The 21,825-nt window shown below is 67.5% G+C and carries 20 protein-coding genes and 2 tRNA genes; 5 read left to right on the forward strand and 17 right to left on the reverse strand.

The genetic code is table 11. From position 1 onward, the window contains the following. Window positions 1-312 precede the first annotated feature (312 nt). The 7 genes from KVS71_RS10900 to KVS71_RS10930 form a co-directional block, all read right to left on the reverse strand. Window positions 313-1,665, reverse strand: coding sequence for an MFS transporter (locus KVS71_RS10900; protein ID WP_234024162.1), 1,353 nt, complete (start codon window positions 1,663-1,665; stop codon window positions 313-315). Between the two features lie 42 nt (window positions 1,666-1,707). Continuing rightward, window positions 1,708-2,922 (reverse strand): alpha-hydroxy acid oxidase, encoded by a 1,215-nt coding sequence (locus KVS71_RS10905; RefSeq protein ID WP_144882062.1) that lies wholly within the window; start codon window positions 2,920-2,922, stop codon window positions 1,708-1,710. Window positions 2,923-3,073: 151 nt separating this feature from the next. Then, window positions 3,074-3,802 carry a GntR family transcriptional regulator gene (locus KVS71_RS10910; RefSeq protein ID WP_217584528.1) on the reverse strand — a complete coding sequence of 243 codons (729 nt, stop codon included), beginning with the start codon at window positions 3,800-3,802 and terminating at the stop codon, window positions 3,074-3,076. Window positions 3,803-3,948: 146 nt separating this feature from the next. Beyond that, window positions 3,949-4,021 (reverse strand) — tRNA-Ala (locus tag KVS71_RS10915). 381 nt (window positions 4,022-4,402) lie between these two features. Continuing rightward, window positions 4,403-4,906 carry an SLATT domain-containing protein gene (locus tag KVS71_RS10920; protein WP_217584529.1) on the reverse strand — a complete coding sequence of 168 codons (504 nt, stop codon included), beginning with the start codon at window positions 4,904-4,906 and terminating at the stop codon, window positions 4,403-4,405. 26 nt (window positions 4,907-4,932) lie between these two features. Next, a complete protein-coding gene (locus KVS71_RS10925) occupies window positions 4,933-6,669 on the reverse strand; it encodes an ATP-binding protein (RefSeq protein ID WP_217584530.1) in 1,737 nt (578 codons plus the stop codon). Beyond that, window positions 6,666-7,739 (reverse strand): SIR2 family protein, encoded by a 1,074-nt coding sequence (locus KVS71_RS10930; protein WP_217584531.1) that lies wholly within the window; start codon window positions 7,737-7,739, stop codon window positions 6,666-6,668. The genes KVS71_RS10925 and KVS71_RS10930 overlap by 4 nt, the downstream gene beginning before the upstream one ends. Before the next feature lie 896 nt (window positions 7,740-8,635). On the opposite strand from KVS71_RS10930, the gene KVS71_RS10935 reads away from it, so the two are divergent. Then, the gene (locus KVS71_RS10935; RefSeq protein WP_217584532.1) at window positions 8,636-9,016 is read left to right on the forward strand and encodes a hypothetical protein; all 381 of its coding nucleotides are present in this window, start codon (window positions 8,636-8,638) and stop codon (window positions 9,014-9,016) included. Further along, window positions 9,013-9,771 (forward strand): hypothetical protein, encoded by a 759-nt coding sequence (locus KVS71_RS10940; RefSeq protein WP_217584533.1) that lies wholly within the window; start codon window positions 9,013-9,015, stop codon window positions 9,769-9,771. Before KVS71_RS10935 ends, KVS71_RS10940 begins: the two co-directional genes overlap by 4 nt. A gap of 41 nt (window positions 9,772-9,812) precedes the next feature. Here KVS71_RS10940 and KVS71_RS20350 read toward each other — a convergent pair whose 3' ends face one another. Next, window positions 9,813-10,244, reverse strand: a complete 432-nt coding sequence (locus tag KVS71_RS20350; RefSeq protein WP_306663921.1) for a histone-like nucleoid-structuring protein Lsr2 — start codon at window positions 10,242-10,244, stop codon at window positions 9,813-9,815. Window positions 10,245-10,264: 20 nt separating this feature from the next. Between KVS71_RS20350 and KVS71_RS10950 the strand changes: the two genes are divergently transcribed. Then, window positions 10,265-10,870, forward strand: a complete 606-nt coding sequence (locus KVS71_RS10950) for a GIY-YIG nuclease family protein (protein WP_217584535.1) — start codon at window positions 10,265-10,267, stop codon at window positions 10,868-10,870. A gap of 8 nt (window positions 10,871-10,878) precedes the next feature. Continuing rightward, on the forward strand, window positions 10,879-11,946 hold the full coding sequence (locus tag KVS71_RS10955; protein WP_217584536.1) for a hypothetical protein: 1,068 nt from the start codon (window positions 10,879-10,881) through the stop codon (window positions 11,944-11,946). Between the two features lie 265 nt (window positions 11,947-12,211). On the opposite strand, the gene KVS71_RS10960 is transcribed toward KVS71_RS10955, so the two are convergent. From KVS71_RS10960 to KVS71_RS10985, 6 genes are all read right to left on the reverse strand, one after another. After that, complete coding sequence (locus KVS71_RS10960; protein ID WP_368874673.1) at window positions 12,212-12,472, reverse strand: SHOCT domain-containing protein; 261 nt, start codon at window positions 12,470-12,472, stop codon at window positions 12,212-12,214. Next, window positions 12,469-12,768, reverse strand: coding sequence for a hypothetical protein (locus tag KVS71_RS10965; RefSeq protein ID WP_217584537.1), 300 nt, complete (start codon window positions 12,766-12,768; stop codon window positions 12,469-12,471). The genes KVS71_RS10960 and KVS71_RS10965 overlap by 4 nt, the downstream gene beginning before the upstream one ends. Window positions 12,769-12,958: 190 nt before the next feature. Next, window positions 12,959-13,594 (reverse strand): uracil-DNA glycosylase, encoded by a 636-nt coding sequence (locus tag KVS71_RS10970; protein ID WP_217584538.1) that lies wholly within the window; start codon window positions 13,592-13,594, stop codon window positions 12,959-12,961. A 406-nt stretch (window positions 13,595-14,000) separates the two neighbouring features. Continuing rightward, window positions 14,001-15,065 (reverse strand): DUF2510 domain-containing protein, encoded by a 1,065-nt coding sequence (locus tag KVS71_RS10975; protein WP_217584539.1) that lies wholly within the window; start codon window positions 15,063-15,065, stop codon window positions 14,001-14,003. 265 nt (window positions 15,066-15,330) lie between these two features. Next, window positions 15,331-15,421: transfer RNA gene (locus KVS71_RS10980), tRNA-Ser, on the reverse strand. A gap of 45 nt (window positions 15,422-15,466) precedes the next feature. Continuing rightward, on the reverse strand, window positions 15,467-16,513 hold the full coding sequence (locus KVS71_RS10985; RefSeq protein WP_060923424.1) for a hypothetical protein: 1,047 nt from the start codon (window positions 16,511-16,513) through the stop codon (window positions 15,467-15,469). 175 nt (window positions 16,514-16,688) lie between these two features. Here KVS71_RS10985 and KVS71_RS10990 point away from each other — a divergent pair, with 175 nt between their 5' ends. Beyond that, complete coding sequence (locus KVS71_RS10990) at window positions 16,689-17,471, forward strand: hypothetical protein (RefSeq protein WP_217584540.1); 783 nt, start codon at window positions 16,689-16,691, stop codon at window positions 17,469-17,471. Between the two features lie 3 nt (window positions 17,472-17,474). On the opposite strand, the gene cydC is transcribed toward KVS71_RS10990, so the two are convergent. From cydC to cydB, 3 genes are read right to left on the reverse strand one after another with little or no spacing between them, the layout of a single operon-like run. Continuing rightward, window positions 17,475-19,142, reverse strand: coding sequence for a thiol reductant ABC exporter subunit CydC (cydC, locus tag KVS71_RS10995; protein WP_217584541.1), 1,668 nt, complete (start codon window positions 19,140-19,142; stop codon window positions 17,475-17,477). After that, the gene (gene cydD, locus KVS71_RS11000) at window positions 19,139-20,797 is read right to left on the reverse strand and encodes a thiol reductant ABC exporter subunit CydD (protein WP_217584542.1); all 1,659 of its coding nucleotides are present in this window, start codon (window positions 20,795-20,797) and stop codon (window positions 19,139-19,141) included. The genes cydC and cydD overlap by 4 nt, the downstream gene beginning before the upstream one ends. Then, the gene (gene cydB / locus KVS71_RS11005; protein ID WP_060922499.1) at window positions 20,794-21,822 is read right to left on the reverse strand and encodes a cytochrome d ubiquinol oxidase subunit II; all 1,029 of its coding nucleotides are present in this window, start codon (window positions 21,820-21,822) and stop codon (window positions 20,794-20,796) included. The genes cydD and cydB overlap by 4 nt, the downstream gene beginning before the upstream one ends. Between the last annotated feature and the right edge of the window lie 3 nt (window positions 21,823-21,825).

The following is a 21,825-nucleotide window of genomic DNA, read 5'->3' on the forward strand; positions in this document are numbered from 1 at the left end:
TGTTGAGTTCTCAAGGATCGGATGCTCCCACGACCCAGCCATCACGACCAGGCCCGCAGGGCAACTTCTCTATCTTACCGATCTCGTTTCCGTTGTCAAGTCCGAGTTTCTTCGGCCTGACCGTGGGAACGGATCAGCATCCTTCATCCTGTTCACTCAGTGAGTGTGTGGGATTCGGGAGGTGTTCGATGCTTGACGGGAGCCGGTCCGAAGACCTCCGCTCAACCGTTTGGGGCGAACAGGTAATAACTTACGTGGGTTCCGGGCATCGGGCAAATCACCGCCGATTCCCGGGCGTGTCGCCCGTTCCCCTCACTCTGACGCGCTTCCGGTCGGCGCGAACCGAGAGGCACCGGAGAGGTCCTCGGGCTGCAGGTCCCCGATGCGCTTCGGTGTCGCGACGACGGCCAGCAGGGACACCAGGCAGGCGCCGATCACGAACAGCACCACGAGCCAGAGTCCTCCCCCGGCGGCCGCGACGAGAGCGGTGGCGATGAGGGGAGTCGGGCCGGCGACCAGGGCGCCGTTGAGCTCCCGGGCCGTCGCGACGCCGGTGAAGCGGTACCGGGTCGGGAAGAGGTTCGTGAGGAAGGTCCCCGTGGAGGCCGCGGTCGCGCCCACGGCAACGACGCCGAGCGCCGTCATCCCGAGGGCGGCCAGCACCGGGTCGCCGGACTGCAGCGAGAGGAAGACCGGGTACGTGAGGACGATCCCGGCGACGGAGCCGAAGACGACCACGCGCTTGGCCCCGAAGCGATCGACCGCGACCCCGCCGAGGACGGGAGCGAAGGCGGTGAGCAGTGAAGAGACCAGGACCGCGATCAGCGCCTCGACCCGGGGCATCCCGACCGTCAGCGTGAGGTAGCTGAGGGCGAAGGCGCTGAGCACATAGTTCGTCACGTTGTGACCGCACACACTGAAGAAGCCGAGGATGAGTTCGCGGGGACTGCGGCGGAAGAGCTCTGCCAGGGGCACCTTCGTCGCGGCGTGTTCGGCGTTCGCCACGGCGTCCCGGTACTCAGGCGTCTCCTCGAGGCGGCGACGGATCCACAGCGCGAGGACGAAGAGGACGGCGGAGACCAGGAACGGGATGCGCCAGGCCCAGCCGAGCAGCACGTCGCCGGGAAGCATCGACGCGAACGTGAAGGCCAACGTCGCGAGGAATGCTCCGCCAGGTGCGCCCGAGGTGACTAGTCCGATCACCCGTCCCCGGCGCGGTTCGGGTGCGTACTCCGCGACGAGCGTGAGGGCACCGGCGAGTTCCGCTCCGGCACCGAAGCCCTGGATGAAGCGGAACAGGATGAGCAGGATCGGCGCGGCCAACCCGATCGCCTCGGCGGTCGGGAGGACCCCGATGCCCACGGTCGCGATCCCCATGAGCACGATGGTCAGGATCATCGCGGGCTTCCGGCCGACCCGGTCACCGAGGTGGGAGATGAGGAGGCCGCCGAGCGGCCGCACGACGAAGCCGACGGCGAAGGTCGCGAAGGCGAGCATCGAGGCGGAGGCCGGGATGACGTCCGGGAAGAAGAGCGGGCCGATCACGAGGCCCGCGGCGGCGCCGTAGAGGGCGTAGTCGTACCACTCGATGAGGGTGCCGAAGTAGGCTGCGGCGATCGCGCGCCTCGCCTGCGGGGTCATGGTGCGCTGCTGTTCGTTGGCCATGGGGTGTCCTTTCGTCATTGAAAAGTGCTGGCGTGGTCGTGGCTATCCGGTGGGCGCGAGGACCGCGGTCCCCCGGCCGCGCAGCTCGGCGGTCGTGCGCACACCGAGGAGCTGCATCGTCGACAGGGTCTCGTTCGCCACCAGGTCGAGCGCCCTCTCGACCCCCACCCGGCCGCCCGCCATGAGGCCGTACATGTATCCCCGGCCGAGGAAGACGAAGTCGGCCCCCGCGGCGATCGCGGCCACGACGTCGAGCCCACTGCGGATACCGGAGTCGAGCACGATGGGGACGTCGTCGCCGAGGGCGGCCCGCACGGCGCCCACGACCTCGATCGGCGCGATCGCACGGTCGAGCTGGCGCCCCCCGTGGTTGGAGAGCCAGATGGCGTCCGCGCCGGCGTCGATGAAGCGCTCGGCGTCGGTGGCGGACAGGACGCCCTTCACCACGATCGGCCCGTTCCAGTTCCCCCTCAGCCACCGCACGTCGTCCAGGGACAGGGCGGGATCGAACATGCTGCTCACCACGTCGGTGACGCTTCCAGACCGCGGGCCGAAGTTCGCCATGGCCGGTGCGTCGTGCGCCAGAAGGTCGAGCGACCACGCCGGGTGGAGTGCAGACTGCGCGGCAGTGCGCAGCGTCAGACGCGGCGGCATCGAAAGTCGATTGCGGTCGTCGCGGTAGCGCTGCCCCGGGACCCGGGTGTCGACGGTCAGCACGAGCGTGTCGAACCCTGCTACGGCGGCCCGCTCGATGAGGGCGAGCGACGCGGCGCGATCGCGCCGCAGGTACAGCTGGAACCAGCGGCGCGCATCGGGGGCCGCGTCAGCGACGTGCTCGATGCTCCGCGTGCCCATCGTGGAGAGCACGAAGGGCACGTTGCGGTTCGCAGCCGCACGCACACCGTCGGTCTCGCCGGCCGCACGCATGAGGGCGGTGAGGCCGATCGGGGCGATGCCGATGGGCATCGCGTGCTCGCGTCCCAGCAGCCGGGTGGCGAGCGACGCTCCCGCTGCGCTCTCGGTGACGGATGGCACGAATCTCCGGCGGGCGAAGGCCGACTCGTTGTCGCGCGCAGCCTGCTCGGTCACCGCGGCCCCCTCGACGTAATCGAAGACGAATCCGGGAACGCGTCGCTTCGCGAGCCGTCGGAGGTCGTCGAGGCTGCGGGCTTCAGCCACGCGCGTCGCCTCGGTGGGAAGCGCGGGCGGAGCGAAGCTCAACAGCTCGGTGAAGGTGCGGATGCGACGTCGCAACAAACCTGGATCCTCTCGGCAACTCCCATCGAGGCCGAAGAGCCGACCGCGGTGTCGGCACCACCATAGCTCCCGAATATCTTGTGCACAATAGGCATATACCTCAGATATATCTCAAGTGCTCATGACGCCACGAGGACGAGGCCAGGGTGGGTCAGGCTTCGAGGAGCGCCTGGAGGACGAACTCCCGCAGCTCGACGAGGTGTCGGCGCATGGCCTCCTCGGCCGCCCGCGGATCGCCGGTGCGGATCGCTTCGAGCACCTGCTGGTGCCCGTTGTTCTCGACGTCCGAGTGGATGCGCGCATCGATCGCCGGGATCAGGTGATGACTCCGCGTCGTCTCGTCGAACAGGCCGCTCATGAGCGTCTTCGCCCGAGCGTTGCGTGCCGCGCCGAGGATGCACTCGTGGAACGCGCGGGCCGCATCGGTCAGCTCCGCCGTACCGGAGCCGCTGCGCTGCGCGTCCAGGATCGAGCTGAGCTCCTCGATGAAGGCCTCGTTGCCGTAGCGCGTCGCCCCTGCCGCCATCGGCGGTTCGATGATCAACCGCAGGTCGAGCACCTCGCGCACCTCGCTGATGCCCAGCGGGCGGACGACGTAACCGCGACGAGGGAGCGCGACGACGAGCCCTTCGACGACGAGGATCTGCAGGGCTTCACGCACCGGCGTCTTCGACACCCCGAACCGCGCGGCCAGCTCGGGTTCGATGACGACCTCGCCCGGCGCGAGCCGCGTGCGGACGATGTCGTCCCGTAGCGCCACGTACACCTTCTGCGTGCGGGACAGCACCCGATTCCCCTCGCCGAGGGCTGCGGCACGGCGCTGGCTGTCGACGGCATGCGTGTGCAGGGTCGAGCCGGATTCGCTGGGCGTCGCGTCCATGTCCTCAGCCTAGGGGCACCGAATCGAGCCCCCGGCCGCTGCCGAGCAGTCTCGTCGCGGCGATCGGATCGGCCCCATGCGCCAGCTCCAACGAAAGAACCTCGCCCCGCGAGGATGCGGGGCGAGGTTCTTTCGTTCTGTTCCTGTGGACCTAAGGGGATTCGAACCCCTGACCTCCTCGATGCGAACGAGGCGCGCTACCAACTGCGCCATAGGCCCGTGAACGACATCTACGTTATCACGCTCGGGATCCCGGACATGACGAAGGCCCCGCATCTCCGTCGTTACAACGGGAGGCGGGGCCTTCGTGGTGGCGGTGACGGTGGGATTTGAACCCATTGACACCCGTCTTGAACGCCCGACTCGGATTCCAGATCGACGCGTTAATGCGGAGATTCGCCGCTTCTGCGCACACGTGCAAACAAGTGTCCGCCGCCTCCCCTGCACCAAAATGCACCGCGATCCGCTGCGGCTCGCGCGTCCACGCCGCCAGCTGGCGCGTCGATGGACATACGGATCCGGGCCCATATGGCGCCCTGAGCCCTAGCGCGGCGGAGACCTGCCGGACGACTGCCACGCTCGGTCTGCGACGGAGTCAATTCAGCGGCTCTGGATCTTGGTCCACGTCTCGAGATCTTGACGAAGGATCTTGTTGAGCTCGGCGAGGACGGCGCGTGCTTCAGCCCGCGTCGAGGTTCGTCTATACCAGGGCGATATCGCTCGAGCGGCAAAGCTTCGGCGCAATTCGTTGATTTGCGCGAGAACCGCAGAACGTTGGATCCACAACTCTCGATGACGAAAGTGGTCGTTCCACGCGGTCAGAACCGTAACGGTCGCAGATGTGAGCGTTGTCGCGACGGCTAAGCCCCCGCTCCACCAGTCAGTCGCGAGCACGGCGCTGATCGACCCGAGGACTGCAACCAAACCGGTGAGAATCGAGGCCGCGATTGTCACCCCTGATGCGCGCCTCTTGACAGTACGCCGCGCTTTTCTGAACTGCCTTTCGTAACCATCGAGGTAGTGATCGACGATCTGCGACAGGCTCGACCCGGACGGTGGAGGCGGTACTGAGTCGATACCGCTCGGCGCTGAGTTCTTCCTCATGACTACAGCCTCTCTCCCGATGACTACTAGCGACGCGACTGCGTTCGCATCGCCTCGACGGCCGCGATGAGAGCGTCATTGTCCACAGGTGCGCCGTTCCAATCGGTCCAGAAGTTCATAGTTGCGCTGGTGGGCTTCACCGTTGGGGCATCCAGTCGAATACGAGTGGGCAGGATGATCGCGTCGCCCAGTATCAGTGCTTCTCCGACGTCTAGTAGCGGCAACGCCGCCGTAAGTCCATCCATGCTGTCAGGCATGAGTCGCTTCACGACAGCTTGGTCCTGGTCGTTCGTGAGACGCAGAGCGATGAAGTTATTGCACTGGGAGAGCACTGTGCGGCTGACATCCGACGGGCGTTGGCTGACAACGAGCAGCGAGATGCCATACTTCCGTCCCTCCTTTGCGATTCGCTCGAAGGAGTCGAGAGCTCGCAGGTCGGCGGCGCCTGCGTTGCCGGCCGGCAAATAGAGATGCGCCTCGTCGCATACGAGGGTTACGGGTGTGCGCTTTTCCTCAGCGGTCCAGAAGTGGATCTCGTAGAGCACGCGCGCCATGACGCCGACAACGATCGGCAAGACGTCGCTCGGCACTTCGCTGAAGTCGACAACCTTGATCCCGGGAGCGGTGCCGAGCAGACGTCCAGCGAAGTCGTGGAGCCACTCGTACCCGAGGTGGTCAGCGGGCGGATCGAACATGAACCCGTAACGACGGTCTCCGACCCTGGCTTCCATCCGGCTCACTAGTCGCGTGAGCCTGCCGAAGAAGGGTCCCTGCTTCTCACTTCCAGGGCGCGCCCCTGGCACCATTTCAGTGTCGTCAGCGCCGAGGCGTTTGACAAGTTCGGCGAGATCGTACGGGACCGGACTGTCGACGGTAAACCTACCCGCGAGTACAGTCTTGCCGTCTGCAAGAAGTCCTTCACGCTTGAGTTCGCGCACGTGATGGGTGAGTCGAGCCGCCTGGTTGGGGGCATTCTCCTCGGATCGGTCGAGGAGAAGGGCCTGCATCTCCTCTTGGTTGAGTAACCACCACGGGAGGTAAAGGGCTTGATCGTCGTCCGGCCGTTGCCCTGGCCCTGCGATATGGAACGCGCGCGCTATCGGGGCGTCGCCCTCTGTCAGGGGCGTGTACTCTCCATGCATATCGAACACGACAAGGTTTGGATGGGCGAGCGACTTCGCTCGCTCGAGAATGAGGGCGACTGCCCAGCTCTTGCCTGAACCGGTGCTTCCCAGCAGTGCCGCGTGCCGCTGAAAGAGGCGATCACCATCTGCGACGGCCTCGGCTGTCGAATCAGCGACGAACGTTCCGAGACGTAGCCGCTTCTCCGGCTCGAGCTGGCGAGCAAGCAGGCCCATGAGCCGTTGAAGGTTGGGGCCGTCGATTACCCAGCAAAGCGACTCGACGAGTGGATAACTATCCGCACCGCGCTTGAACGTGTTTCTTCTGGTTCCGTCCACGGTGCGATAGGTACCGAGCAGGACCACGCGCAGGAGATCCCGCTGGCGTATCTCCATCGGTACGTCGCCGTCTGGGCTGATCTCGTCGAGCAGGGCTTCTTCCTGAAGATCCCGGGTAACGCGATCCAACATGCCGACAAGGAACTCGGACGGGTTGGACCCTTGGAACGCGATAAGGCTGCCGACCCCGATGCGAGTCAGCCGCTCGTGATCCGAGGCCTCCGCCCAGACGCTTGTCGTGTCCACTCGGAAAACGCGCCCAAGGGCTTCCTCACGGGGAAAGTCGAGAGCAGGATCAGTCATATGCCGAGCACTTCCTTTACGAGATGTTCCAAGTCCCAGATTGGCGTATCGAGTTCAAGATATTCCCCAGCTTGCACGATCCGACTTCCCTGTCCGTCCGCGATCGCTTCGATGCCGATCGCCCCGGAGTTGGAACCGAGATAGTTGAGCGCATTCGAGGTGAGCGAGTGGCTAACAACGACCGCCGGCACCTGTGCAAACTTCGAACGTAAATGGGTCTGAAGATGTTCGTCGTTGAACCCATAACCTACGGTTAACAGTGATGCCGCCTCGTCGATGGCGGTATTGGCGCGGTTGCGTTGCTGATCGAACGGCACCTCGTAACCGAGCCGATACTTGTTGCCACCCGGCGCGATGATTTGCCGCGAGCCCGGGATGGCGAGATCGCTACGATAGTACTGTCCATCGTGAGCGAACCAGTCCAGGCTGCCATGCGGCTTTGCGAGACGAATATGCGGACGCATGCGCACGCTGACGCCGCGCATGCGCCGGCCAGCGGCGACGTGGGCCTCGAACAACTCATCGCGGCTGAGACCGGAATCTAGCCGGCCGACGGTGTGCCCGTAGTACATGGAGTCCACCCGAACGCCAGCGCGTGCTGCGTGCACTTCGATCAACCGATCGTAGTTGGTAGTAATCACGTCCGCCTGCGTCGCAGATCGCAGTACATGCTCAAGCAGACGCCCGAACGGAGAGACTTGCTCGGCGCCAAGAATCTCCGCGATCGCCGCGCCTTCCGAAAGCTGAACTCGATAAGTGATCGCTGCCGTAAGCAGATCGGCCAGTGACTCTGGTAACGGCCGCTCGCCGAGCGCCGACTCGAGACCTTCCCCTGCTGCCAAGCCCGTCGCGATTCGTTCCCACTCCCGCCGGGCATCCTCGTCATCTGCGAGGTCGCCGGGCACCACCTCGAGAAGGTGCTCAGCCAGCTCCCTCATGCTGGGCAGCCCGTACGCACAAGATGCGCCTGAACCAACGATGAGCACCACGCCTCGCTGAAATAACCCTTGGATGTAGGCGAAGACGCTGTCTTGAATTAACGCCACGTTCCCCCTCGCGGTGAAAGACACATGCCACACATACTGACATCCTTCTTCCGCACCTCGCGCACGGCGCGGTGAACGTGCCGGCCCCTCACATCCTCGGCCGGCCCGAGCGGTCGGCTCGCGACGGCCGCTGCGGGCGTCGCCGAGTCCGCGGCGCTCGTTATCATCCGACGAGTGCAGAGCTGCGCCGCGAGCTCCGAACCGCAATTGCGTTGTCGACGGCGCCGAAAAGCCGCCGAAAAGCCGCCACGCATCCCCAGCTTTCGCGCCGATCTGCATTGCGGCCCGCGGGATCCACAGTGATTTCGCTCAGCGACTGCTCAGACGCCGCCCATCAAATCAGCCCCATCAGCAGAGCAGTTGTTCGGTGACCGCGCCCACGGCGTGAAAGCGTACTAACAAGCTCCTCCAGTTCGGGCCTGCCGCCTCGTGTCTCCTACCCGAACACCCATTCGGAACCTTCAGCAGATGTCGCGAACAAGAGCCTGCCTTGGGGAAGGCGAATCCGTCGGGCGAGAACAGACTCCATCCTCGTCATGAGCTCTGGGCGTGGAGGGTCATCAAACTGCTCACTCGTCCCGGCATCCGAGGGTCGCGAGGCTGCGTGAGGATCGCACGGGTCGACCGTACGTCTTCAGGCCTCAGCCTCGACGGTGAGCTACTGGCGACGTGGCGAACGACCTCCGAGCCCGCGTGAGGCTGTGCAGACATCGCGTGCAGGCGCAGTCCTCTCGAAGGGCTGCTCGCGGCGGGCTACCTCGACGCTGCGGACCTGTCGAACGAGGTCCTGATCGTTGCTCGTGCGCTCGCCGACTACAGCGACACTGAGCTCGCGCAGGAGGTTCTCCGACGCGTCTCATCCTGATCTTAGGGGTGTAACTAGGGTGGTTTTCTGGGCCGAACGTAGGTACCCTAAAGGGATGGAGACCCTGACCCCCACCACACAGCACGGGCGCACCATGAGGATGGACATCCACCAGATCGTCCGTGAGCTCAACGCGTCTCTCGGCCCGACTCTGGTCGCGGCGCTGGCGGGGTCGAAGGACCGAAAGCTGCCCATCCGCTGGGCCAAGGACGACGGCCCTGAGCCGCGCTTCGAGGCTTCGCGCCGGCTCACCTTCGCGCACCGCCAATGGACGCTGCTGGCGGCAGCCGATGGCGAGCACGTCGCCCGCCAGTGGTTCATCGGGGGCAATCCAATGCTGCGCGAGGACACCCCGATCACGGCGATCCGCGAGGACCGTCACAGCGATGTCGCAGATGCGGTGCAGTCGTTCATCAGCGGCCCAGCCGCCGCATGAGGCGGGAGTGGACCTGCGAGAAGACAGGCCTGCACCTCGTCTCCGATTCGGGGGCGTACTGCTTCCACGTCGGAAAGACCGAGTACCCGCCGCTGTCCGCGATCACCCGTGAGACCGATCCGAAATGGCGCGACGGGTGGAACCGCTACGACGTTCCGGGCCAGACGTTCTACGTCGCGGAGACGCGTCAATGCGCATACGCAGAGGTGCTCGCACCGTTCAAGCGGGCCAACGGCTCCGCTGACCCGCTGACCAAGGACGCCGAGTCGATGGCGATGACGCTGGAGGAGTTCGTCGAGGAAGTCGCTCGCGATTGGTCTGAACGGGACTTCATGGGGCTCGGCGCGATCCCCGCCGGTTGGCGCTACGACCGAGGCATGATCCCCGTCGTGCTCCCGGAGAACGGGTGGTTCATCGATATCGAACATCCCGACTCCATGGCAGCCATCGAACGCCTGATGGAGCTGGAGCTCTCACGGCTTGGAGTCCCCCAGCTGACGACCGGCGTTCTTCGCGGTGAGGAGCGCTCGATCACAACAGCGATCGCCGCCAATCTGCATGACGTCGTGCTGAACAACTTCGAGAAGCCGCTTGGCATCCACTTCGGCAGCAAGCATGGCGCTGCATGGTGCAAAGCGCTCTGGCTGGATCACCCCGCCGCCGGTGACGTTCTCACTCTCTCCCCCGACCCGATCCTCGTCACCGACGATGCACTGAAGGTCGTAGCGGAGAGATTTCGCATCAAGGTCTTCTGACGCAGCCAGGAATGACGCCGACGCCGCTTGACTACCGACTCTCAGTGCACGGCGTCGTAGGCCTCGAGGACTGCATCCGGTACGCGATCGCGATCGGAAACGCGGTGCCCATTCTCCTTCGCCCACGCCCGGATCGCGGCGAGATCGCGCCCACTCCCGGCGGATCGCCAACGGCCACCCCGCGCACGGCGCGCTGTGCTCGCCCTTCCCGACACCCGGCGCCCGGCCGTGATGTACGACGTCGATGGGCAGCTCCTGCACGCTGACTCCAGCTTCTGACGAAGCTGAGCAGGCGCCCCGATCTGCTCCCGCGCAGTCAGCGCCCGAGCGCGGTGCCGCGGCCTTTCCGAGTTTCGCGGGGTTCGGCTCGACCGATATGGACTCGGCAGTGCTGGAGAGGCTCGCCACGAGGACGAGCTCGAGCGCTGGCCAAGGACGGCCTCGCCGCGCTGCCGGCGGAGAACATCGATCAGCCCGACACTAGAGTCACCCTATGACCACACAGCTCATGCGGGAGCTTGCTGAGGCCGCCGTTGCCACGCTCTCTGCAGGGCATTGGGTGATCGCGGATGCCGCGGAGCATGTTCCCGGTCGCCCAGGACTCTATGCCATCTACGGCGACGGCCAGGCATGGCAGGATCTCCAGCTGGAGCCTTCGCCAGGTGCGCCGCTCTACGTAGGCAAGGCCGAAAAGAGCCTGGCCTCTCGCAACCTGAACGGCCACTTCGCCACGAACGTCAAGTCCGCACCGCGCACCGGCGGATCGACCGTCAGGCGCTCCTTCGCCGCTCTCCTACGCGAAACACTCGATCTTCACGCCGTGCCCCGCAACCTCGCCCGCCCCGAGCGCTTCGCGAACTACGCCCTCGACGCGGGTAGCGACGCCCGCCTCAACGAGTGGATGCACGCACGGCTCACGCTGGCAGTATGGCCGGCCCCTTCGGACATGCCGGTTCCGCTCGTTGAGATCGAGACAGCAGCAATCGTGCACTTCACGCCCCCGCTGAACCTGGACGCCAACCCTGGCAAGCTCGCGCGGCTCCGCCTTGCGCGGGCCGAGATGGCCGCCGAGGCCGCACGCTGGCGCGCCGAGAGCTGAGCGCATCCATGGACCTCGAGATCACGAGCACCCCACGTGAGACGCACGTGTGGGCGCCGGGCCCGCAGCAAGCTGCGACGCTGCGGCGTGAGCTCTCAGATGCCGGCTTCCTCGTCTACGACGCCCACCCCTGGGGGCTGGAGGACGCAGGGCTGATCCCAGAGGGTCAGGGCACCGAGTTCGACCCTGAGCGGATCTTCGACGTGGTGACCGGCGCAGACGCGAACGCGAGCCTTCAGGCGCTGGTGGACTCCGGGCATCGGCTGGTCTGGCACCGCTGGCAGACGAGGCTCTCTCGGAAGGTCTGGGGCGTCACCGTGGCCATTCCGCCTCGGGGAAAGACTCGTGCCGTCGGCACCGATAGCGCTGTCCACTTCGGTGTGACCGTCCGCAGCCTCCGCGGGCTCGGCCTGCGCATGACGCGTGAGAACTACGCTCGGATCAACAAGCGCTCCTCGGAGCCTCGTTGGTCTCGCGACATGGATCCCGAGCTGTGGGACAGCGTCGACGAGTTCTTCGAAGACGCTGACCATCGCACGTACACCGACGCGTGGTGTCAGGAGCTGCAGACGCGGGCGCTCATGAACTACGACCTGAACATGGCCCACTTCGCCGCGCTCGACCGGGCTGAGTTCGAGACCGCCCTGCAGGCAGTCATCGCGAGCCAATCCGGCATGGTCGAGGTCACTGACCTCAACGAGTGGGACGGTGTGCCCGGGCTCTACGTCATGGTTCTCGACGCGTATGCCCAGGTCTACGTCGGCGCCACCAGCGACAGGGTCGGGATCGCCAAGCGCATCCGCCAGCACTGGACCAACCAGAAGCAGCTCGATCGCCTGGTGTACGAGTCTCCGCGAACCTCGATCCTCTCGATCGACAGCTTCCGCGCGCTCGACACCACGCGGATCTTCGCTCTCAAGACCTCACGCTCCTTCGATGGCGAGAATCCTCTCCTGGAGCAGTTTCCTGCGAAGTTCACCCTGAACCGCGTCATGGGTGGCCGCGACGTCGCACGCTTCGCTGGCCTCGTCGGAGTCGACAAGATCATGAGGCGCCGGGACTTCTCCGCGTATTGACCTTTGGCCACGGATCCTCAATTCCGGATGAAGAGCATTGCGCTGGGCGAGGGATAGACGCATCCTTGACCTGCTCGGGCCGAAGCGCGACGGAGCGGGGGCCGCGCATGACGGCGCCACGAGCTGACGAGGCGTCTGCCGAACCACTCCCCCTCGGCGGGCGCCTCGCCCGAGGGGCGGCATGGTCTGGCGACCCACCGCACCCACACGAAAGAACCGCCCGGAGCGTCATCGCTCGGGCGGCCCTGACGTTCAGCTCGCGCCGTCAGATCCTTGCGAGGATATCCGCCTTCTTCGATGCGAACTCCTCTTCGGTCAGCACGCCGGCATCCCGCAGCGCTGCGAGCTGCTGCAGCTGAGCGGTGAGATCCGGCGCAGCGGCCGCCGGCGCAGCGGCCGCCGGCGCCGCCGCCTGAACGACCACAGGGGACGATGCCTTCGCCTCCTGCTCCTGCATCGCGCCGAGGATCGCAGAGCGGAACTGCCCTGCCTCATCCCGGCTGACTCGGAAAGTGATCGTGTTCACCGCGGCACCGGCAGATGTCTGCACGTCGACGGCGTAGAACTTGAGCCCGTCCTTGCGGCTGGTGACGTTCGTGAGTGCTTGAGCAGGACCATGTCGTGCTCGTCCTTGGCGCCCTTCACACCGGTGGCCAGCAGCGAGACGCCACCTGTCAGCACTCCGGCGGTGATCTTCCCGTCGGAGACTCCGCGCGGGCGCTCCCACTCGAGGCGGTCCGCCCAGAGCCGCACCTTCGCGTTGCGGCCGTCGATGTGGCTCTCCAGCTCGATGATCGGCCGCGGCTCTGCGGTCGTCGTCATCGCAGGCTCGGCCGGGGCCACGGGTGACGCCGTCGATGCCACAGGGACCGCGGCGCGCGCCTAGTCCATGCCTGCCTGAGCCGCCTGGGAGGCGGCATCCTTCACCTCGTCGAACAGGCCCATGTTTTCTCCTTCGTGGGGTCCATCTCAGCTGAGAGTAGCGGAGGGGCTGGCACGTTGTTCGCCCCGTTCACGTCGACCGCCCACGCAACAGCTGTGCCACCTCAAAGAAGGCCTCGCGCCGACGGTTGACCCGAGCCGCCCGCTGCTCGGGGTCCCGCACGAACAGCGCCTGCGGAGAAGGGTGCCAGGTGCGAACGATGCTGAGCGCCCTGTCCTGCTCGATCGCAGGCTCGAGCTTCAGCAGCCGCCCCCATGCACGCTCCGCGTGCCTGCCCTGGAGCAGCACCACGCTCACATCCGGCACCAGCTTCAGCAGCTGGATGATCGTCTGGACGCCGGCATCCAGCTGGGCGGCGTTGGGCACCCGGTTGATGTACCACGGGTACGCGTTCCATGGGAGCAGATCGAACGGCGACAACCCCGCTTCCCCCAGCAACACCGCCTGCAGCTCCGCGCTTCCGTCGTTGTTCTCGACGCAGATGAAGCCCGATCCCTTCCCGTCCTGCGTCGCAGGGCCAGGATCACGGAGGATGCTCAGTACGCGTGCCCTCACGCCGCCGTGAATCGGCGCGACATACGGAACCCACCCGCGACCTTCTTCGCGCAGGTGATCGACGTACTCGTTCACCGGCGCGATGTGCGGCGCATAACGCTCGGCCCACTGCTGTTCGCGGAACGCCGGGTCCGCCATCCGTCTCGGCATTCGCCGACGGTATCAGCCCCGTCTGCGCGGGTGTGCAGGATTCCCCACGCGGCCCACGGGTCGCCGGAGTGCGGCACCCCGCATGAGGCCTCCCCGGCCTCGTTCCCCAGATACCAGACCCGCGGGTGCCCGCGACGGTTCGGCCTCATCAGCCTCCCCCGGCTCGGCTGTTCCCGCAAGCATCAATATCGCCGCGGACTATGGGCGAAGACGTGTAAAAACGTCGGATCCTCTCGTAATCGAGTGACCGAGATGTTTAATCTCGTGCTCAGCCCCATCTCGCTTCAAGGGGTGCGTTTCTAGCCGCCGATATTCACAGTTATCAGCACTATCGGCGCAGGGATCGTCCCGTGAGAAAAAGTGGTGGGAGTTTGGCGCGGCACCTGCGCTAGGCCGTCCGATAGCTTCAGTTTCTCGCTGGTCTCGCGTTCCGTTGCAGTGCTGGGATCGTGTTCGGCTCTGCGAACCAATCTGCTGGCAGCTCGTGTGCTTTGGCAGCCTGGATGGTCGCCTGAGCAGCGATCGCGCTCCCCTTCACCCTGATCCAGGCGGCCGCCGCCTGCCCCTGCGATTCCAGATGGCGGACGGTCGGCACGAAGTGCTGACTGGACGCGGGCGTAAGCTGACCGACCCGCTCTCCATCGAGCCGGATCTCGATCAGCGTCTTCGGTGCGCGCGCCGTCCCGCCTTCGAACGCCGCCAGCGTGCCCAAGGCGAAGCCGTCACCGGCGCTGGTGATGAAGCCCGACAGGACATCCTGATGCTGCTCTTCACCAGTGACTTGGAGCGCGGGACCCCAGGGCAAGATGCTGTAGGCACCAGCCGGCGGCTCGTTCATGGGCAACACGAGATGGGGCTCACTCAAGGCGACCGACACGCGCGCCACATACTTCAGCTTGCGCGATGCGTCCCACGAATCCCGAGCTGAGGCCCAGACGCGTGCGCCGGTTGCCGCAACGTGTCCGGACTCCCACACATCGCGGATTGCGGAAACGTAGAGGGCTGCGACCTCCTTCTCCAGATACCCGACGAGCTGGCCATTGATCTGCACCATGACGGCGTTCCTGTCGTGCGGATTGGTCGGTTCTGGAACGAGAGCAGCGATCAGATCAGTGCGTTCGATCTCCTCGTCCTTCTTCGGCTTTCGACCGATCGCCTTGTGGATGCTGTCCATCCGGGCGAATTCGCCAGCGACTTCGGTGTTCGGGTATCCGTCCGCGCCAAGAAGGAGGTATCCCGTTCGAGTCGCCTTCTCCCGCTCGGGCTCGTTGTTGCTCGTGAGCCGTTCGGCTGCGGTACTCCTCGTTTGAGCCACGGAAGGCGCAGCGGGCATATGAAGAGGGTCCGTCGCCTGCACGCCGTCGTTCGCGACCCAGTCCGTCCAGGCGACGCCATCCCAGTAGCGATACTGATTCCGACCGGAAGGATCGGGGTGCCACGCGGCAGGAACGGGTGGAGAAGCGGTGGTCATTCGGGATCCCCTCGTCTCATGGCACATTTGGCGCTATCGAGAATCTATCGCCCGGGGTCGCGTCCCGGTCGAGAAGCCAGCGATCACGAGAGCGCCTGTGACCGGGAGTGCGCGAGCACCTCAGACAAGCACCGCTCGTCTCAGCACAATCCCGCTCTGACCACAGAACCTGTGAACGCGTTACCGCTGGGTTACTGCAACCGCCGTCCCAGACATGACGAAGGCCCCGCATCTCCGTGTTTCAGGGGAGTCGGGGCCTTCGTGGTGGCGGTGACGGTGGGATTTGAACCCACGGTAGGGGGTTACCCTACACAACTTTTCGAGAGTTGCACCTTCGGCCGCTCGGACACGTCACCGCGGATCAGTTTACGACACCGGGGCCGAGCGCGCGAATCGGCCGGTCACCAGGCGGCGGCGACCTCGGCGTGGGCGCGGAGGATGCCCTCCGTGGACCCGGCGGGGGCGCGCCCGATGCCGCACTCCGTGGCGACGCCGAACTCCGGCGCGAACGGGACGGCGGCGGCGATCCGGCGACGGGCACCCTCCGCGCCGTCCTCCCGGTGCACGAGGCCGAGGTAGAGCTCCTCGACCGGGGTGAGCGCGGCGAGCGGGGCGAAGTAGGCCTCGTCATCGTGGCCGATCGGCACGGGAAGGTGCAGCCAGGTGAGCGGACGGTGGGCCGCGGCGATGACGGCGTTGGCGTAGCGGACGAGGGAGCCGGCGTCGGTCGGCTCGAAGAAGTGCTTCTCCCCCGCGTCGCCGTAGCAGAGGTGCACGCCCACCTCGACGTCGTCCGGGACCGCGTCGACGAGGGCGGCCAGACGCGAGACGAGGCCGTCGAACGGGTCGCCGGGCCACCACGCCTCCATGACGGCCCCGTACCCGGAGGCACCCTCGATGATGCCCATCTCGCTCGCGACGTCCCACTGCACGGCGAGGTCGTCGTGCGGGATCGCGGCGAGGATCTCGTCGAGCTCGCGGAGCATCGCGGCGGTGTACACGGGTTCGATCGCGGCCCGGTCGTCGCCGTGGAAGAACGAGGAGATGACGGCGAGCGGGGTGGGCAGCGACACCTGGAACCGGGTGCCCGCCGGCACCGCCCCCTCCTCACGCAGCCGGGCGAAGAGCCCGTACGACTCGATCGCCGCGGAGGCGTACCCCAGCGGAGGCAGTGCGATCGTCGCCGGGTCCACGCCCTCGGCGATCCGCAGGCCCCGGGCGTCGATGCCGGCGGGGAACGGGATGGGCTCGTCGCCGATCCGCTCGATGCCGTCCGCCTGGCCGATGACGTCGGGCTGGAACATGATCCAGTGGAACCGTTTGCCCACCTCGCCGTCCGGGATGCGACGCAACCGGTCGCCGAGCAGCTCCGCAGCGGTGCGCATCGTGGTCTCGGCGTCGTCGAAGTTCACACTGCCCACGAGAAGGGCACCCTGGGGCTGCGTCATGGCCTCAGGATATCCCTCGCCGACCCACCCCCTTCCGGCCGAGCCACCCCTCTGCGCGCGGGCGGAAGGGGGTGGGACACACGCAAGTGGGTGGGTCGGCGAGGGAGGTCGGGATTAGGATTGCCTAAGAACCCGCCGCCTCCGGGGGCAGAACGACGGGAAGGATGCAAGCAGCATGGGATTCATCACGTCTGCGGCGCTCGCCGAGACCGGGTACGTGGTCCTCGACGACGAGACCACCCCGGTGGACCCGTCCGAGTGGCAGGACCTCGAGTACGTCGGCTGGCGCTCCTCCGGCATCACCCGCTTCGCACCCCTGACGAGCTACGCCGGCGACATCGACTGCAACGGCTTCTGGAACCACACACCCCCGCGCACCGACAAGGACGGCGTCTGGATCCCGGCGCAGGTCGCGGTCGCTCCGACCCTGCAGCGCCGTGCCCTGGCCCCGGGCGCCGGCGTCGGCCGCTGCCGGGTCATCGAGCTCCAGCCCAACGACTACGCTGACGCGATCTACAATCTGCACCAGGACGACAACAACCGCCTCAATGAGCCGGGCACGGGCTGGGTGGTCCGCGGGTACTACAACCTCACCGACGACACCGACTCGATGCTCATCCTCCGCTCCGACCGGTTCGACCCGGCCACGGAGGTGCGGCTGCCGCTGCGCGCCGGCTCCCGGATCATCGTCGACACGCAGCGCTTCTGGCATGCCGTGTGGCATCGCGGGACAGGTCCCCGGTACGCGCTCATCACCTCCTGGACCAGCGGCCCCGAGCTCGACGCGTACATCGCCGCGCACCACGGCGACCCGCATCCGCCGACGGTCGACCTCGACCCGCGTCTGGTGGACGAGGCGCAGGTCGAGATGCACCGCCGGATCGAGGAGCGCCGTCGCGCGTTCGAGGCGCAGGGCATCGTGATGGAGCCGCCCGCCGACATGAACCTCGTCGGCTGAGGCTCAGACCGTCCGGCCGCCCTCGATCCGCACGACCCGGTCGACCGTCCCCGCGGGCGGCGCCACGTGCGAGATGAGCAGCACCGACTGCTCCCCCGTCGCCTGCAGCAGGTCGCGCAGCAGAGCGTCCGAGGCCTCGGGGTCGACGCCCGCCGTCGGCTCGTCCAGCACGAGCACCGGGAAGCCGCGGAGCAGCGCGCGAGCCAGGGCGATCCGCTGCGCCTGACCGCCGGACACCAGCGCACCGCGGTCACCCACCCGCGCATCGAGCCCCCCGCGCTCGCGCACCCACGCCGCGAGTCCCACGCGGTCGAGCACGGCGAGGAGCTCCTCGTCGGTGGCCGTGTCCCTGGCGAAGAGGAGGTTCTGCCGCACGTCCTCGTCGAAGAGCTGCGGCCGCTGCTCGCACAGACCGACGACGCGGCGCAGGGACGGCCCGGACAGCGACGCCGCCTCGAGATCGCCGACCCGGTACTCGCCGTCCACACGGAGGAAGCCCACGAGCGCGGCCGCCAGCGAGCTCTTGCCCGCCCCGCTCGCCCCGGAGACGAGCACCCGCTCGCCGGGCGCGAGGTCGAGGTCGACGCCGGTCAGCGCCGGCGCTCCTCCGGGCCAGTGCGCCGTGGCTCCCCGCAGCGTGAGCGCGGGGACGCCGTCGACCTCGACATCCTCCCCCGCGTCGGTCCGCAGCTCCGGCGGCATCCGTTCGGGCAGCACGTCCACGATGCGCTCCGCGCTCGCGCGGACGCTCCGCCACGAGGCCGCCGCGATGGGCACGGCGCCGAACACCTCGAACACGACCATCGGCACGAGCACCGCCACCGCGAGCCACGGGGCGTCGATGGCCCCGGTGGCGAGGCCTGGGGCTGCCACCGCCAGCGCCCACACCGAGGCGGCGCCGGCCATCAGCGAGACGACGCCGGCGGCGACGGCCTGCGCCAACGACGCCCGACCGACGACCCGACGCAGGGCGGCATCCGCGACGCGGATCCGCTCTCGGGCCTGCGCCTCCGCTCCGAACGCGAGCAGCACGTCGAGGCTGCCGAAGTAGTCGACGAGGGCCGCGGACACCTCGGCCCGACGCGCCGACACCGCGGCCTCCGCACGGGAGCCGAAGATCCAGCCCAGCCCGACGGCGGCGAGCGCGGCGACGAGGAGGCAGACGGCGAGGGCCAGCGCGGCGGGCGGCGAGACGAAGGCGAGGAAACCCACCGCTCCGAGGGCGACGACGCCCGAGACCGCGAGCGGCTGCACGACCCGGAGCGGGAGGTTCTGCAGGTTCTCCACGTCGTCGACGAGGGCCGCGAGCACCTGGCCCCGGTCCGTCGCGCCGAGCCCCGCCGGCGAGAGCGGGATGAGGCGGCGCACCATGTCGGACCGGGTCGTGGCGAGCTGCCGGAGCGCAGCGTCGTGACCGCTCAGCCGCTCGAGGTACCGCGTGACGGCCCTGGTCACGGCGAAGAACCGCACCCCGACGACCGCGATGGACAGCGGCACGAGGGAGTCGACGATCGACGCGCTCACGATCAGCCAGCCGCTCACCGCGAGGAGGCTCACCGCGGCGGTCGCCGACAGCACACCCCAGATCAGTCCGGGGAGGAAGCGTCGGAACGGCGGCTGCGCGAGCCGGAGCACCGCCCGGACCCGGTCGCTGCGGGTCGTCTCGCTCATGCGCTCACCCCCAGCGCAACGATCCGGTCGGCGATGTCCCTGGCCGAGCGGCGGTGCGAGACGAGGAGGATGGTCGCGCCGGCATCCGCTCGCGCGCGCAGCGACCGCCACAGCCGCTCCTCAGTGTCGGCGTCGAGGGCGCTGGAGGGCTCATCGAGCGCGAGCAGCCGCTCCGGCATTGCGTCGTGGCGGTACAGCGCCCTGGCCACCGCGACGCGCTGCGCCTGTCCTCCCGACAGCCCTGCGCCCTGCACGCCCAGGACGCGGTCGGCCTCGACGCCCTCGGCGCACGCGGCGTCGAGCGCCCGGCGCACACGGGCGAGGTCGGGAGACCCACCGCCGAGGGCGACGTTCTCCGCGACCGTGCCCCGCATCAGCCCCGGCGTCTGCCCGGCCCAGGCGAGCCAGTCGGACGGCGCGAGTTCGGCGACGTCCCGTCCGCCCCAGGTCGCGGAGCCCGTGGACTCCACTGCCCCGCGGAGGGCGGCGAGCAGACTCGACTTCCCGGAGCCGCTCGGCCCCTCGATCAGGGTCACCGACCCCGGCTCCGCGACGAAGGACACCGGCAGCAGATCCCGCACGCGCAGCCCCTCGACCACGAGTTCCCGTCCCGCCTGCACGACGTCGGCCCGGCTGCCGGACGAGTCCACGGGGTTCGGTCGTGCATCCGTGCCGGGGTCGTGCGGGCGCATGCCGCCCCGGTCCCGGTCGCGCGCCGCATCCAGCACGTCGAACACGTCTTCCGTGGCCGCGACGCCCTCGGCCGCCGCGTGGAACTGCACGCCCACCTGACGGATGGGGAGGAACGCCTCGGGGGCGAGCAGCAGCACGAAGAGACCGACCTCCAGGCTCAGGTCGCCCGACAGCAGCCGGAACCCGACCGCGACCGCGATGAGCGCGACCGCGAGCGACGACAGCAGCTCCATCGCGAACCCCGACAGGAACGAGAACCGCAGCACCTTCATGGTCTCGCGACGGTACTCGTCGGCGGTCACCTCGATGCGGTCGGCCGCCCGACGGTCCCGGCCGAACAGCCGCAGCGTCGACAGCCCCTGCACCGTGTCGGCGAAGCGGGCGGCGAGGTGCTGCAGCGTCTGCCACTGCTTCTTCTGCACCGTGCGGGTCGCGATCCCGATGAGGATGAGGAAGAGCGGGATGAGCGGCAGGGTGATGACGGCGGTGAGCCCGCTCGGCCAGTCCTGCCACCACATGACCGCGACGAGCACCGGCGTCGCGATGACGGTGAGCACGAGCTGCGGGATGTACCGCGCGAAGTACGCGTCCAGGGCTTCCAGGCCGTGACCGGCGGTGACGGCGATCTGCGTCTGGTTGCGCTGGGCGAGCCACCCCGGGCCGAGGCGTCCGACGGCCGCGACGAGCGCCGCGCGCAGCTGCATCCCGGTGCGGGCGGCGGCCTGCGTGCCCGCGGCATCGGAGGCGGCGATGAGCAGACCTCGCAGGAGGGCGGTCCCGAGCAGCCAGAGCAGGGTCACGGTGACGTCGCGCCCCGCGATGGCCCCCACGACCGCCTCGGTGAGGAGCCACGCGAAGGCGATCGTCACCGCGGTCTGGCAGACGCCGATCGCGGCCGACGCCAGGAGGAACCCCCGGGCGGCGGCCGCGTATCGGAGCAGCCTCGGATCGACGGGTTTCACGCGTGCGCCGGAGCCCCCTCGATCGACCGGCGGGTGACGCGCTTGCGGAACACCCAGTAGGTCCAGGTCTGGTACGCGATGACCAGCGGGAGGGCGATCAGCGCGGTCCAGCTCATGATCTGCAGCGTATACGGAGTGCTGGACGCGTTGGCGATCGTGAGACTGTACGCCGGATCGATGGTCGACGGCATGACGAACGGGAACAGGGCGGAGAACAGCATGACGACGGCGAACATGACCGTGAGCATGCCGGAGAAGAACGCCCACCCCTCGCGGCGGACCAGCGAGAAGCCGACCGCCGCGATCAGGCTGACCGCCGCGAGCGCTCCGGCTCCGATGACCAGCCAGAGCAGCGGAGCCTCGCGGCCCATCGCGATCGCGACCGTCCAGATCACCGTCGCGGCGGCGACGAGGATCGTCGGGATGGCGGCCTTCTTCGCGAGCTTCTGCGCGTCCTCGTGTACCTGGCCGTCCGTCTTCAGCGCGACGAACAGCACGCCGTGCAGGAAGAAGAGCAGCAGGGTCGTCACGCCGACCAGCAGCGCATACGGGTTGAGCAGCGAGAAGAAGCCGCCGACGTAGATGTGGTTCTCATCGATCGCCACCCCCTGCACGATGTTCCCGAAGGCGACGCCCCAGAGCAGTGCCGGGACGACCGACCCGATCACGATCATCCGGTCGAAGCCCTGCTTCCACTTGCGACTCTCCCGCTGATGGCGGTACTCGAAAGAGACGCCGCGGAGGATGAGCGCGAGCAGGATGAGCAGCAGCGGCAGGTAGAACCCGCTGAACAGCGTGGCGTACCACTCGGGGAACGAGGCGAACAGCGAGGCCCCGGCCACGATGACCCACGTCTCGTTGAGGTCCCACACGGGGCCGATCGTGTTGATGACCTGCCGGCGGGACACGTCGTTTTTGCCGAGGAACGGCAGCGACATGCCCACACCGAAGTCGAACCCGTCGAGGACGAAGTAGCCGACGAACAGGAAGGCGACCACCCAGAACCAGATCGTTGCGAGATCCATGAT

Source organism: Microbacterium sp. GbtcB4, from assembly GCF_019091465.1.
Taxonomy (GTDB): Bacteria; Actinomycetota; Actinomycetes; order Actinomycetales; family Microbacteriaceae; genus Microbacterium; species Microbacterium paraoxydans.

Excerpts from the sequence above, each read along its gene's own strand:
- KVS71_RS10900 (WP_234024162.1), bottom strand. The coding sequence starts at position 1,665 with ATGGCCAACGAACAGCAGCGCACCATGACCCCGCAGGCGAGGCGCGCG.
- KVS71_RS10910 (WP_217584528.1), bottom strand. The coding sequence starts at position 3,802 with ATGGACGCGACGCCCAGCGAATCCGGCTCGACCCTGCACACGCATGCC.
- KVS71_RS10920 (WP_217584529.1), bottom strand. The coding sequence starts at position 4,906 with ATGAGGAAGAACTCAGCGCCGAGCGGTATCGACTCAGTACCGCCTCCA.
- KVS71_RS10925 (WP_217584530.1), bottom strand. The coding sequence starts at position 6,669 with ATGACTGATCCTGCTCTCGACTTTCCCCGTGAGGAAGCCCTTGGGCGC.
- KVS71_RS10935 (WP_217584532.1), top strand. The coding sequence starts at position 8,636 with ATGGAGACCCTGACCCCCACCACACAGCACGGGCGCACCATGAGGATG.
- KVS71_RS10940 (WP_217584533.1), top strand. The coding sequence starts at position 9,013 with ATGAGGCGGGAGTGGACCTGCGAGAAGACAGGCCTGCACCTCGTCTCC.
- KVS71_RS10950 (WP_217584535.1), top strand. The coding sequence starts at position 10,265 with ATGACCACACAGCTCATGCGGGAGCTTGCTGAGGCCGCCGTTGCCACG.
- KVS71_RS10955 (WP_217584536.1), top strand. The coding sequence starts at position 10,879 with ATGGACCTCGAGATCACGAGCACCCCACGTGAGACGCACGTGTGGGCG.
- KVS71_RS10965 (WP_217584537.1), bottom strand. The coding sequence starts at position 12,768 with ATGACGACGACCGCAGAGCCGCGGCCGATCATCGAGCTGGAGAGCCAC.
- KVS71_RS10970 (WP_217584538.1), bottom strand. The coding sequence starts at position 13,594 with ATGCCGAGACGGATGGCGGACCCGGCGTTCCGCGAACAGCAGTGGGCC.
- KVS71_RS10975 (WP_217584539.1), bottom strand. The coding sequence starts at position 15,065 with ATGACCACCGCTTCTCCACCCGTTCCTGCCGCGTGGCACCCCGATCCT.
- KVS71_RS10985 (WP_060923424.1), bottom strand. The coding sequence starts at position 16,513 with ATGACGCAGCCCCAGGGTGCCCTTCTCGTGGGCAGTGTGAACTTCGAC.
- KVS71_RS10990 (WP_217584540.1), top strand. The coding sequence starts at position 16,689 with ATGGGATTCATCACGTCTGCGGCGCTCGCCGAGACCGGGTACGTGGTC.
- cydC (WP_217584541.1), bottom strand. The coding sequence starts at position 19,142 with ATGAGCGAGACGACCCGCAGCGACCGGGTCCGGGCGGTGCTCCGGCTC.
- cydB (WP_060922499.1), bottom strand. The coding sequence starts at position 21,822 with ATGGATCTCGCAACGATCTGGTTCTGGGTGGTCGCCTTCCTGTTCGTC.